Source organism: Pseudidiomarina andamanensis (assembly GCF_009734345.1).
Taxonomy (GTDB): domain Bacteria; phylum Pseudomonadota; class Gammaproteobacteria; order Enterobacterales; family Alteromonadaceae; genus Pseudidiomarina; species Pseudidiomarina andamanensis.
This window is the reverse complement of sequence record NZ_CP032551.1, coordinates 2,248,209-2,261,191: the sequence shown is the minus strand read 5'-3', so window position 1 is coordinate 2,261,191 and position 12,983 is coordinate 2,248,209. Positions and strand designations below refer to the sequence as shown.

At 46.4% G+C, this 12,983-nt stretch carries 14 protein-coding genes and 1 riboswitch; of the genes, 8 read left to right on the top strand and 6 right to left on the bottom strand.

Translation table 11 applies throughout. The features are described from left to right. Positions 1-18 precede the first annotated feature (18 nt). Genes ampE through D3795_RS10770 form a run of 4 tightly spaced genes read right to left on the bottom strand, consistent with a single transcriptional unit; the run spans position 19 to position 1,908 of the window. On the bottom strand, positions 19-801 hold the full coding sequence (gene ampE, locus D3795_RS10785) for a regulatory signaling modulator protein AmpE (RefSeq protein ID WP_126759512.1): 783 nt from the start codon (positions 799-801) through the stop codon (positions 19-21). 2 nt (positions 802-803) lie between these two features. Next, positions 804-1,352, bottom strand: coding sequence for a 1,6-anhydro-N-acetylmuramyl-L-alanine amidase AmpD (gene ampD / locus D3795_RS10780; protein ID WP_126759513.1), 549 nt, complete (start codon positions 1,350-1,352; stop codon positions 804-806). A gap of 8 nt (positions 1,353-1,360) precedes the next feature. After that, on the bottom strand, positions 1,361-1,648 hold the full coding sequence (locus D3795_RS11535; protein ID WP_126759514.1) for a type II toxin-antitoxin system RelE/ParE family toxin: 288 nt from the start codon (positions 1,646-1,648) through the stop codon (positions 1,361-1,363). Then, on the bottom strand, positions 1,648-1,908 hold the full coding sequence (locus D3795_RS10770) for a type II toxin-antitoxin system Phd/YefM family antitoxin (RefSeq protein ID WP_126759515.1): 261 nt from the start codon (positions 1,906-1,908) through the stop codon (positions 1,648-1,650). The genes D3795_RS11535 and D3795_RS10770 overlap by 1 nt, the downstream gene beginning before the upstream one ends. A gap of 160 nt (positions 1,909-2,068) precedes the next feature. Here D3795_RS10770 and D3795_RS10765 point away from each other — a divergent pair, with 160 nt between their 5' ends. The 8 genes from D3795_RS10765 (at position 2,069) to zapD (ending at position 9,864) form a co-directional block, all read left to right on the top strand. Then, positions 2,069-2,698, top strand: coding sequence for a hypothetical protein (locus D3795_RS10765; RefSeq protein WP_156268644.1), 630 nt, complete (start codon positions 2,069-2,071; stop codon positions 2,696-2,698). An 84-nt stretch (positions 2,699-2,782) separates the two neighbouring features. Next, entirely contained in the window at positions 2,783-3,649 is an 867-nt protein-coding gene (nadC, locus tag D3795_RS10760) for a carboxylating nicotinate-nucleotide diphosphorylase (protein ID WP_156268642.1), read from the top strand. An 82-nt stretch (positions 3,650-3,731) separates the two neighbouring features. Then, positions 3,732-3,833, top strand: a riboswitch (cyclic di-GMP riboswitch). 188 nt (positions 3,834-4,021) lie between these two features. After that, positions 4,022-4,546, top strand: coding sequence for a pilin (locus D3795_RS10755; RefSeq protein ID WP_156268640.1), 525 nt, complete (start codon positions 4,022-4,024; stop codon positions 4,544-4,546). 90 nt (positions 4,547-4,636) lie between these two features. Continuing rightward, positions 4,637-6,334 carry a type IV-A pilus assembly ATPase PilB gene (pilB, locus tag D3795_RS10750; protein ID WP_156268638.1) on the top strand — a complete coding sequence of 566 codons (1,698 nt, stop codon included), beginning with the start codon at positions 4,637-4,639 and terminating at the stop codon, positions 6,332-6,334. A gap of 31 nt (positions 6,335-6,365) precedes the next feature. After that, positions 6,366-7,592 (top strand): type II secretion system F family protein, encoded by a 1,227-nt coding sequence (locus tag D3795_RS10745; RefSeq protein ID WP_156268636.1) that lies wholly within the window; start codon positions 6,366-6,368, stop codon positions 7,590-7,592. Between the two features lies 1 nt (position 7,593). Further along, positions 7,594-8,460 (top strand): prepilin peptidase, encoded by an 867-nt coding sequence (locus D3795_RS10740; RefSeq protein WP_156268634.1) that lies wholly within the window; start codon positions 7,594-7,596, stop codon positions 8,458-8,460. Continuing rightward, entirely contained in the window at positions 8,457-9,071 is a 615-nt protein-coding gene (gene coaE / locus D3795_RS10735) for a dephospho-CoA kinase (protein ID WP_156268632.1), read from the top strand. Before D3795_RS10740 ends, coaE begins: the two co-directional genes overlap by 4 nt. Before the next feature lie 31 nt (positions 9,072-9,102). After that, complete coding sequence (zapD, locus tag D3795_RS10730; protein ID WP_173021026.1) at positions 9,103-9,864, top strand: cell division protein ZapD; 762 nt, start codon at positions 9,103-9,105, stop codon at positions 9,862-9,864. A 5-nt stretch (positions 9,865-9,869) separates the two neighbouring features. Here zapD and mutT read toward each other — a convergent pair whose 3' ends face one another. Beyond that, positions 9,870-10,277, bottom strand: a complete 408-nt coding sequence (gene mutT / locus D3795_RS10725) for an 8-oxo-dGTP diphosphatase MutT (RefSeq protein ID WP_156268628.1) — start codon at positions 10,275-10,277, stop codon at positions 9,870-9,872. Then, positions 10,264-12,960, bottom strand: coding sequence for a preprotein translocase subunit SecA (secA, locus tag D3795_RS10720; protein ID WP_156268626.1), 2,697 nt, complete (start codon positions 12,958-12,960; stop codon positions 10,264-10,266). Before secA ends, mutT begins: the two co-directional genes overlap by 14 nt. Positions 12,961-12,983: the final 23 nt, after the last annotated feature.

Below are 12,983 nucleotides of genomic sequence, written 5' to 3'. Positions count from 1 at the left end.
AAACCAAACAGATTCCGCTTACAGCCAACCACCAATCGTCAATAACGCCACGAAAACGATATATAACAAGAAGTTACGCTTAACGAGTGCGGTGGTGGTCGGAGCAGTGAGGTCATCGGCAAGCTCAGCAACTTTGGTCAGGGCTATGAAGTTGTTTTGTGGTTTGTTGCCCACTGAGTTCAGCCATGTTGCTGCGGCTTTCGAGAAATTACCCACTAATAAGAAGCCTAAAGTCATTAAGCGTGTTGGTAGCCAATCGATAATTTGATGAACAACTTGCCAACGAGGGCTCTTATTGTGACGCATGTCGCGTAGCGTGGCGTAAACCAGTGCGCCTGCCACGCCTAGCAAGACGAAATAAATCATCACGGCGAAGTAATGGCGTAAGTGTATCCATAAAATAAGGTGTTCAACTGGTGCGGCTTCGTGACGACCTGAAGCCTGCTGCAACAGTTTCAGTTGTTTTGCTTGCTCAGCGCCGTCTTCATCATGTTCTGCTTGCAAGTAAGCTTTGTATGCTGCGCGAGCAGCTGGTGCTTGAATGGCGCTAAGTAAACCTGCGGTGCTTACTACAAAGGTCAATAAGACGTTATCGAGCAGCAGTAATACAAAGCCGATCAATAGCGCTGGGATAATTGCCCACAGAACATAACCCAGATCATTCTGGCGCCAGCCTTCAAGTTTGGTGTTGCTTACTTGCCAATGTTGCCAGCGCAGAATAATACGACGCCAGTGCAAATTGCGCGTGATTTCTAGCGTGCGTTCTAATGAATATGCAAGCAATATTGCCAACAAGTACATGCTTATACCCTTTCGCTAACAAGTTGTTTGAAGTAAGCCCAATCAAATGCCGGGCCTGGGTCAGTTTTTCGCACCGGCGCAATATGTTGGTGCCCTACTATACGATGCCGCGTTAACGCTGGGTAGTGTTGCAGCAGATGTTCGACCACTTCAGCTAAGCGAGCATATTGCGCTTTAGTGTAAGGCTGGTCATCGGTTCCCTCAAGTTCAATGCCTATACTAAAGTCGTTGCAACGGCGCCGGCCGCAATAGTTTGAGCGTCCTGCGTGCCAAGCGCGACGATGAAATGGTACGTACTGAAGGAGCTCGCCATCGCGTCTAATTAAACAATGTGCAGAAACGCGCAAGCCTTCGAGTATTTTGAAATCAGGGTGTGCCGTGCTGTCGAGTGTGCCCATAAATAAGTCATCGATATACGGGCCACCGAACTCGCCCGCCGGCAAACTAATACCGTGAACCACCAGTAAACTAATGTCTTCAGGATCCGGTCGCTCATCGGCATGCGGCGATTCGCGCTTGGTTGCTTTCTCTAGCCAGCCGTTGTTAATCATAGATCATCTCAAAGTCTCGTTGGCAGCATACGTTGATGCAGTATTGCGTGAATGACTAAGGTGTTTTGTTCAACCATGTAAAAAATTATATGACTCTCAAACGGATAACTCTGATATTTAGAATCTAAATTTGTATTCAGTTTCCCTAGTTGAGGAAATTCACATAAAAGCTTTATTGTCGATTCAATTTGGTCAATGTAACTATTCGTTTTTAATGCTCCCCATTGACCAACTGTATACTCCCGAATTTCGACAAGATCAGCTAGTGCTAACGACGTAAATTTATAATGAAGCATCAGTCATATTTACCAGCAAGTATATCTGAAAATACAGTTTCTCCATCGTGAAGTAGACCCGCTCGCGCTTGCTCTTCAGATGCCTTTAGTCTTGCCTTCAATGCTTCGAGCTTCATTTGCTCAATTAATTCATATTCTTCAACTGACATCATCACAGCAACAGGCTTACCGTTCTTATTTATTCTTACGGGAGTACTCTGCACACTCATAATGAGTTCGCCGAAATGTGTTTTTGCTTCATTGGCGGTGATCGTCTTCATGTTAACTCCGATTAAATCGAACGATTTAATTAAATTAGTCCATTTCATTAAGCTCTTCCACTTTAAATTTTGATTGCAAGACGGTTTTTAGTAATTTATTTTGATTACTTTTCTCCATGTAACTATATTTGATTACCTAATAAACTAAGGAAATCATCACATGTCTGCTCAATTTGCTGTGTTAATGGGAGATATCGTTGAATCTCCCCATCAAAGTGCTGATAGCCGCCGGCATCTTGGTGCGCATATTGAACTCGGGTTGCGGCTGATTCATGACTATATCCCACTTTCTTATGAAGTATTTCGGGGCAATCGCTTCGTTATCGAAACCGAACACGCCGCGCAAGCGATAACAATTGCGTTATTGCTGCGCTTATTTCTTAAATCCAAGCAGCAACAAGAAGATTGGGATGTACGCATTGGCGTGGGTGTGGTCACGCAAGTATCAAATAACCATTCGACAGTTAAACGCCTTGCCGAACAGCTTTCTGAGAGAGCGCTGAATGCAATTAAAAAAGAACGCTTAGGTATTCAGACCGATAGTGAGCAGATAAATGAGAGGTTAAGGCTCACAACAAAGTTCGCCGATGCCTTAATGTCGCAGTTAACAACAACGCAAGCGCAAGTACTCAGTTATTACCTGCGATTTATGCCAATGACGCATCAAGCACTGGCGAATAAACTGAAAAAATCGCGTGTGAATGTCACGCAAATACTCAACGCCACACATTACAAACTGTTTGAATTGTATTTGTTAGAAACCCGCGAAATTTTACGCAACGCCGATTAATCGCGAAGCGCCTTGTGGGAAGTGGCCGGTCGCCCTACAATAAGCGCAATTTGAACTGGTTACATCTATATAGAAGGCACACCGATGGATACTCGAGTTGACCCTACCCTTTTGGCATCTGATCGTGAGCAAATGGTGCAGCGTGCATTGCAGGAAGATTTGAACGGTTTGCGTGCGGAGCTTGATATTACTGCGCAACTGATTCCCGCAAGCGAAAAGGCTAGAGCCACGGTCATTACCCGTGAAGATGCCGTGGTATGTGGTATTGATTGGGTGAACGAAGTATTCAAACAGCTCGGTGGGGCTGTCACCGTCACTTGGTATGTGGCTGATGGCGATGCCGTTGATGCCGATTCAGTACTATGCGAACTTGAAGGTCCAGCGCAGGTTATCTTAACCGGCGAACGCACCGCTTTAAACTTCTTGCAAACGCTCTCTGGCGTGGCGACCACTACCGCACATTACGTACGTCATTTAGATGGCAGCGAGACACGCCTTTTAGATACACGGAAAACCATTCCGGGATTACGTACCGCTTTGAAGTATGCCGTGGTGTGCGGCGGTGGATTTAATCACCGTATTGGCCTGTACGATGCCTACCTGATTAAAGAGAACCACATCATGGCATGTGGTGGCATTGTGCAAGCAATTCGTAAAGCTCGCGAACTAAATCCAGGTAAACCCGTCGAAGTGGAAGTCGAGAATTTAGACGAATATCAAGATGCTCTGCAAGCAGGGGCAGACATTATTATGCTCGACAACTTCCCTTTACATGATATTTACACCGCAGTAGAACAACGTACAGGTCAGACTCGTTTAGAAGTGTCGGGAAACATAACCGATAAGCGTTTGAAAGAATTGGCCTTAACTGGCGTTGACTACATTTCATCCGGCGCTTTAACAAAAAACATACAGGCTGTTGACCTTTCTTTAAGGTTTCAAAAACTTTAGCTATTGACGAATTGTCAGCTTCTGCTATCTTTCGTATTGCAATGTGCAACTAAGCACCAGCAATGGGCTTGGCTGCCAGGCATGCTTTAAAAGGCAAAGCCACCGAGAGGTGGTGACGCAAAACCTCCGGTCCAACTGGCATTTATCCTGCGGGAAAATACCAGCGGATAGCGGGGCTGCAGGCTAAAGTCTGGTGGATGAAGTAGCTTTCCGATGAAAGTCGTCAAAGCAAAAACCACTTGTTCTTTCGGCTGATGCAGAAGACTTGTAGTGGTCCGTAAAGCGGCCATCCAAGTGGTGAAGTGCATCTGGATGCTACTTTTAGACAACTACAATAACTAATAAGTTGAAATTACTTTCGGGAGATATTTCATGAAAGCGCAAGTTCAAAAAGGTTTTACCTTAATCGAATTGATGATCGTTGTTGCGATTATCGGTATCTTGGCTGCTGTTGCAATTCCTATGTACAGCGACTACACCCAGCGTGCAAAAGCTTCTACTGGCTTAGCTGCGTTGGCTAACTACAAAACTACTGTGGCAATGTGCTACCAGACTTATGGCGCGTTGACTAATTGTAATGCGACTATTCCTGACTCAACAGCTGCTGACGGCTCTACAGTCGCCGGTACACCGACTCCTATCCCGCCGGCGATTACTTCAACCGATAACGTCAATGGCGTAACCGAAGCTGATGTACAAGGTGGTTTGATCACTGCAACTCTAGAAGCCGTAGATGTCGATGGAACCCCAATTGAAGTAACTATCAGCCCAGAGGCTTCAACTGGTGGTGGTGTCCTCAACTGGACTATCGGTTGTTCAGACTTCACCAAAGGTTCGCGAGTAGATGGTTGTTCTACAACACCTAAAACAACTGCAGAACCAGATCCTGCTGTCTAAGCGTTTCTAATTATAGGTTTGTAGTTTAAGGCCTCAAACACGTTGTCTATCGTTTGAGGCCTTTCATTTTAAAGAAGGTTAAATTAAATCATGCTGCATCACTCCCTCGCGGCGCTGTTGCTGCGTGACAAACTCATCCCTGAAGATAAACTCACCAAATGCAGTGAGTATGCTTGGGAAAATAAACTTCCATTCAGTGCCTGCTTAATTGACCAGAAGCTTATTTCGCCAAGCGAACTTGCCAACTTTTGTTACCTCGAATCAAACGCTCCTTGGCTCGATCTTGACGCTTTTAACCCTGATTACATTCCGCAAGAATTTATCAATGAACGCTTAATTCGTAAGAACCATGCGATACCGCTGTACATGCGGGGCAGCGTGCTGTACGTGGCGGTTTCGGATCCCACACGGATTGAAACGCTTGATGAATTTCAGTTTCGCACTCGAATGCAAACTGAAGCGGTATTGGTAGAAGAAAACAAGCTACAAAAGTTAATTGATACGGTACTTGAGAATGACTCATCTGCACTAGGCGTTACTGCCGAAGACGAGCAAGAACTTCGTGACATTGATGCCGAAGGCGAACGTCAAGATGATAGTGGTGCAGTATCTGCCGATGTGAAGAACGATGCCCCTATTGTTATCTACATCAATAAAATGCTGCTTGATGCAATTAAACGCGGTGCATCGGATTTGCACTTTGAGCCGTACGAACAAGAGTATCGGGTTCGTTTCCGTATTGATGGCGTGTTACACGAAATTGCGAAACCTCCAGTGCAACTCGCTGGTCGTATCGCTGCACGTTTAAAAGTCATGTCACAGCTCGATATTGCCGAGCGTCGATTACCGCAAGATGGTCGTATTAAACTCAAATTATCGAAACATAAAGCGATTGATTTCCGGGTCAGTACCCTGCCGACGTTGTATGGCGAGAAAATCGTACTGCGGATACTCGATGCTGCGGCAGCCATGATAGGTATCGAATCATTGGGTTATGAACCCGACCAGCAAAAGCTCTATGAAGAAGCTCTAGAAAAGCCACAGGGCATGATTCTAGTGACGGGTCCGACAGGTTCCGGTAAAACCGTCTCGCTCTATACCGGTTTGAATATCTTGAACACCCCAGAACGAAATATTTCAACGGCGGAAGACCCTGTTGAAATTAACTTGATGGGAATTAACCAGGTTCAGATTAACGTCAAAGCAGGTTTAACCTTCGCTGATGCACTGCGCTCTTTCTTACGTCAGGATCCCGACGTGGTGATGGTGGGTGAGATTCGTGACTTAGAGACCGCTGAAATTGCGATTAAAGCAGCACAAACCGGTCACTTAGTTCTCTCAACCTTGCACACCAACTCTGCTGCGGAAACACTGACACGTTTGATGAACATGGGCGTGCCATCTTACAACATTGCGGGTTCGGTGACTCTGATTATTGCCCAGCGTCTTGCCAGACGTTTATGTAACACTTGCAAAGATGAAGAAAAGTTACCGAAAGAAGAAATGTTGCGCCAAGGCTTTTCTGAAGAACAGGTAAAGACTGCGAAAATATTCAAGGCGGTTGGTTGCGATCAATGCACCGGCGGGTATAAAGGTCGTACAGGTGTATACGAAGTTATGCCCATTACAGACAACATTGCAGACCTTATAATGCAGGGGTCATCGTCACTAGAAATTGCGAAGCAGGCACGTCGAGACGGCATTAACTCATTACGCCAGTCGGCATTGTTGAAAGTATTAAAAGGTACCATTAGCCTGGCAGAAGCCAACCGTGTCACCAACTTCTAATTAGTATAATCAGAATAATAAAGGTGCAGTCATGGCCAAAAAGCCACAAGCCATCAAAGAAATTTCCGAGTTTACCTGGACGGGTATTAATAAGCGTGGGCAACGCGTCAAAGGCGTGATGCGCGCTGATAATGACAAGCACGTTCGCGCAAAGCTTCGCGACCAAGGCGTGATGCCGAAGAGCGTGAAGAAAAAAGGTAAATCATTATTTGGTGGTAAGAAAATAAACGGTGGTGATATCGCGCTATTTACTCGTCAAATCGCTACCATGTTAAGTGCTGGCGTGCCGTTATTACAATCTTTAGAGATGGTTGCTAAAGGTGTTGAGAATCCGAAAATTCGTGATCTCATGCTCACCATTGCCAACGATGTCGCCGCCGGTTCACCATTCGCATCATCATTGCGTAAACACCCAGACGTTTTCGACAGTTTGTACTGTGACCTTGTTGATTCAGGTGAGCAATCAGGGTCTTTGGAAACCATTTTCGATCGTATAGCGACCTACCGCGAAAAATCAGAAGCACTTAAAGCGAAAATCAAAAAAGCCTTGGTTTATCCGGCGTCGGTTATCGTGGTCGCGATTGTTGTGACCATTATCTTGCTGGTATTCGTGGTACCTCAGTTCGAAGCAGTATTTAAAGATTTCGGTGCTGAGTTACCTGCCATGACACAGTTTGTCGTGACACTGTCAGAGATTGTCCAAGCTTATTTCTTATACGTGGTCGCCGGGTTTATTGTCGCAGGTTGGTTGTTTAAGCGTGCCTATTCGAAAAGTCAAAAACTTCGCGACAAAGTCGATGCGTACTCACTCAAAATTCCAGTCATTAAAGAAATTTTGAATAAAGCTGCGGTGGCGCGTTTTGCGCGTACACTTTCGACGACCTTTGCTGCGGGTGTGCCGCTCATTAACGCCCTCGAATCGGCAGCTGGTGCTTCAGGGAACGCTGTTTATCGTGATGCCATTTTGCGCATTCGTGAAGAAGTAACCTCGGGTATGCAAATGAATACGGCCATGCAATCGCAAGATTTATTCCCAACCCTGGCTGAACAAATGGTGTTCATTGGTGAAGAGTCCGGTTCACTGGACGATATGTTGGCAAAAGTTGCGAGTATCTATGAACGTGAAGTGGATGACCTCGTCGATAACCTAACCGCCCTACTCGAGCCCATGATCATGGTTGTCATTGGTGTGCTTGTTGGTGGCTTGATTGTTGCCATGTACTTACCTATCTTCTCACTCGGTAAGGTGGTTAGCTAACATGGAATTCGTTGTCGATTACCCTGCGCAAACTTGGTGGGTGACGGTTTTTGGTTTGCTGCTAGGCCTTGTGGTTGGTAGCTTTCTGAATGTGGTCATTGGCCGCTTTCCGGTCATGATGCAACGTCAGTGGCAGCGTGAATGTGCTGAAGTGAATGGTGTTGAACCTGAACAACATGAGCCATTTAATCTCGCCAAGCCGAATTCGCATTGCCCGAAATGTCAGTCACCAATTAAATGGTACGACAATATTCCAGTGCTTAGCTGGCTTGTGCTAAAAGCGAAATGTCGTAGCTGTGGTACCAAGATCTCAGCGCGGTACCCAGCCATTGAGCTGCTAACCGGTATTATTTTTGCTGTAGTGGTTTGGAACTTAGGTTTCACCATCACGACATTTATCTATTTATTCCTCGCTTGCTTGCTCATTAGCATGTTTTTTATTGATGCTGATCACATGCTACTGCCTGACCAAATGACCTACCTGATGTTATGGACAGGGCTGGGTTTTGCGATGTATAGCGGTCATATGCCACTAAAAGATGCTGTCATTGGCGCTATGGCCGGCTATTTAGCCCTCTGGAGCGTCTACTGGGGCTTTAAATTGCTTACCGGCAAGGAAGGCATGGGGTACGGCGACTTTAAGCTACTAGCAGCGTTTGGCGCATGGCACGGCTATCAACTTTTACCGGTAACCATTATTGCTGCGGCAGCGAGCGGTGCTGTTATTGGTATTGCGTGGCAAACGCTTAACCGCAATAAGCAAGGTCAACCGATTCCATTTGGCCCGTTTTTGATTTGCGGTGGAGTGATTGCTATGTTTTGGGGTGAGTCTTTACTTACTGGCTACCTCAATTGGGTAGCTAGATAATGTTTGTGGTGGGTGTTACTGGTGGTATTGGTAGTGGTAAAACCACGGTCACCAATTTATTTCAGCAGCACGGTATTGTGATTGTCGATGCCGATGTGATTGCGCGTCATATCATGGATAAGGGCGGCGAAGCACTGACAGCGGTTGAAGCGCGTTACGGCAAAGAGGCCCTGCTGGATGATGGCAGTCTGAATCGTGCTTGGCTGCGTGAGCGGATTTTTAAGCACCCTGAAGACAAACACTGGTTGAACGACCTCACCCACCCACTTATCCGAGAGCAAATTCTCAGTCAGCTACACCAAGCGCAGTCGCCGTATGTGATTCTTTCCGCACCATTGCTGATTGAGAACCGTCTGACCAAGCTATGTGACCGTGTTTTAGTCATCGATGTGAGCGAGGCGACGCAGCTACAGCGTACACAACAGCGTGATGATGTAAGTGAAGATCAAGTGCAATCGATTATTAACGCGCAAGCTTCACGCGAACAGCGCCTGCAGGCTGCAGATAACATCATTCGCAACGAAGGCGATGAATCAGAATTAACACCACAAGTTGAGAAGCTACACGAGCTTTACTTACGTTTAGCACTAGCAAAACAGTCAACTCATTGAAACTTCAGAATAAGCGGCTATGATAGAGCAGATGAATAATAATAATCATGCAACCATAGCTTATGAGTACCCGCTTCTTGAGCGGGTGCGTACGTATTTGCGTCTGGAACATATCCTGCAAGCGTTGCAACCTGACACGCCGGTTACGCTGCAGAACTACACCCGATATTTTAGTGCGTTGTTTTCGATTCTTGATCTTTGTGAACGTAGTGATGTGCGTACGGATGTACAAAAAGATCTCGAACGTCGTAAGGCACAGCTTAAAGTTTGGGCTCAACACCCAGATGTCAATCAAGATTCTTTAGAGCAAACATTAAATCACGTCGATCAAGCGCTGCAGGCAATTCAACCGATTAACCGAGTGGGTAGTAACTTAAAGCAAGATCGCTTGTTAAGTGCAATTCGTCAGCGCTTTGCGATGCCTGGTGGCACCTGTAACTTCGATGTGCCGCAATTGCACTTTTGGTTGCATCAACCGCAGCAAATCCGCGATGCGGATACCGCACGTTGGTGGTCTGAGCTGGAGATTCTGGTAAATGGGCTCTTGTTGGAGTTAGAACTCATGCGCGGTCAGGCACGTTATCAGCCAGTGAGCGCGCCAAATGGTCTGTTGCAAGAAAGCACCGAACCTCTTAGCTTATTACGTATTCGTGTGCCGGCCGATTTGCCCGCTTACCCGGTAATTTCTGGTCACAAACAGCGTTTCAGTATTCGCTTTTTACGCTACGAGCCAATTAACGGCAAAGCTTCAGTCGACGAAGAAGTCGAATTCGAATTAGCACTCTGCCCGTAATCAATTTAACGCGCGGTTTGCGCTTGTAACCGTTCAATAATCGGTTGGTTGGCTTCAGGAAACGGATAGGCATCAAGTTGATGCAAAGGCACCCACGCCCATTCTTGCCCTTCTTGCTGACGTACCGCTCCATCAAATTCAGTGACCACCCAAACGTCTAACAACACCTGTTTGTCAGGATAATCAAAGCTAATCGCGGTGAATGGTGCAGCGGCTTGTACCGTAATGTTGCATTCTTCGAAAAGTTCACGGCACAACGCTTGGTAGACATCCTCGTCGGCTTCAACTTTACCGCCAGGAAATTCCCATTTGTTGCCCTGATGAAGATGGGCGTGACGACGACTAATAAACACATCGCCGTCGGGGTTTTGAATCACCCCAACGGCAACGTGTACGCGTTTAGATTTTGCCATGACACTGTTTAAATTTCTTTCCAGAACCGCATGGGCATGGGTCGTTGCGACCAACCTGAGCAGCCGCAGCTTGCTCTGGCGATGGCTCAGTGCCGCTGGTGGCAGCGCCTTCGTGTTGGTATTCTTTTTGCTGTGCAGCTTCGGCGGCGCGACGTTTCGCTTCAACGGCTTCAACATCTTCTTCCGCACGAACACGTACTTTGCTCAGAATTGTTACCACTTCAAGCTTCAATGCTTCTAACATTTCAGCGAACAGTTCGAATGCCTCACGCTTGTACTCTTGTTTCGGGTTCTTCTGCGCATAGCCGCGTAAATGAATACCTTGACGCAAGTGATCCATGGCCGCCAAATGCTCTTTCCAGTGCATATCGAGGCTTTGCAGCATAATCGTTTTCTCGAACTGGCGAATCACTTGCTCGCCAACCATCTGTTCTTTGTCTTTATAAGCTTTTACTAGCTCATCAAGAATACGCTCACGCAGGATTTCTTCGTGAAGCTTGTCGTCTTCTTCCAACCATTGCTGAATCGGCAATGGCAGTGCGAAATCAGCACGCAGGCGCTCTTCGAGACCTTCAAGATCCCACAATTCAACAAGTGATTGCGGTGGAATGTACTCGCTAATCACACGGTCAATGACGTCAGCACGAATCGCTTCGATGGTTTCTGAGATATCGCCTTCATCAAGCAGCTCGTTGCGTTGTTCATACACCACTTTACGTTGGTCGTTGGCAACATCATCATATTCAAGCAATTGCTTACGAATATCGAAGTTACGGCCTTCAACTTTGCGTTGCGCATTTTCAATTGCGCGGCTAACCCACGGGTGCTCAATTGCTTCGCCGCGTTTCATACCGAGACGCTTCATCATGGTCGCCATACGCTCAGACGCAAACATCCGCATCAAGCTATCTTCAAGCGACAGATAAAAACGTGATGAACCTGGGTCACCTTGACGGCCTGAACGACCACGCAGCTGGTTATCGATACGGCGCGACTCGTGACGCTCAGTACCAATAATGTGTAAGCCACCTGATTCAATAACGGCATCATGGCGCTTCTGCCATTCCTCTTTCACCTTCTCAATTTTCTCAGGTGTCGGATCTTTCATTTCAGCAATTTCAGTTTGTAAATTACCGCCCAACACAATATCGGTACCACGACCAGCCATGTTGGTGGCAATTGTCACTGCACCTGGTAAACCTGCTTGCGCCACAATTTCCGCTTCACGAGCGTGGAACTTCGCGTTCAATACGTTGTGTGGAATCTTTTTCTTCTTCAAAAGTTTTGACAATAATTCAGAACTTTCAATTGAGATAGTACCCACTAAAACTGGACGCTTAGCAGTGCGGCATTCTTCAATATCAGCCACAATGGCTTCGTATTTTTCTTCCGCGCTAATGAAAATCAAATCTGCACGGTCATCACGAATCATCGGACGGTTGGTTGGAATAACTACCGTTTCTAGGCCGTAAATAGACTGGAATTCGAATGCTTCAGTGTCTGCTGTACCGGTCATACCGGCTAGCTTCGTGTATAAGCGGAAGTAGTTCTGGAACGTAATTGACGCCAACGTCTGATTTTCGTTCTGAATTTTCACGCCTTCTTTGGCTTCAATGGCCTGGTGTAAGCCTTCAGACCAACGGCGGCCTTCCATTGTACGCCCCGTATGTTCGTCAACAATCACAATCTGATCATCTTTGACGATATAGTCGACGTCTTTTTGGAATAAATGGTGTGCACGCAGTGCTGCGTTAACGTGGTGAAGCAACGTAATATTTGCTGCTGAGAACAATGAATCGTCTTCAGCCAACATACCGCGCTCTTTCAGAATCTCTTCAACGTGCTCTTGACCGTGTTCGGTCATGTGCACTTGCTTCGATTTTTCATCGATAGTGAAATCGCCTTCGCCGCGCTCTTCTTCAGTATCTTCTTTTTCTTGACGTTCAAGCAACGGAACAATCTCGTTCATCTTGATGTACATATCAGAACTATCTTCTGCTGCACCAGAGATGATTAACGGCGTACGCGCTTCATCAATCAAAATCGAGTCAACTTCATCCACAATCGCATAGTTCAAGTCACGCTGAACACGCTCTTGCGGGCTAAACGCCATGTTGTCACGAAGGTAATCAAAACCGAATTCGTTGTTGGTACCGTAGGTGATATCGGCCGCATAAGCAGCACGTTTATCGGTTGGGTTCATACCAGGAATGTTGAACGCTACGGTTAACCCTAAGAATTCGAACAACGGACGGTTGGTTTCGGCATCACGACGGGCTAAGTAATCGTTTACGGTTACAATGTGTACGCCCTTGCCGCTTAATGCGTTCAAATACGCTGACAACGTTGCCGTTAAGGTTTTACCCTCACCGGTGCGCATTTCAGCAATACGGTTGTCGTTTAAGATCATCGCGCCAACTAGCTGCACATCGAAATGACGCATTTTGAAGACGCGCTTCGATGCTTCACGCACCGTCGCAAAGGCTTCAACTAATAAGTCATCGAGTTTTTCGCCTTGTTCGATGCGCTGCTTAAATTCGACGGTTTTTTGTTTAAGTTCTTCGTCGCTAAGCGCTTCAAATTCAGGTTCAATTGCGTTGATTTGCTGAACTTTCTTTTGCAAACCCTTGAGAATACGATCGTTGCGGCTACCAAATACCTTGCGGAATAAACTACCTAACATGTGAATCTATGTTCCTGTTGTAA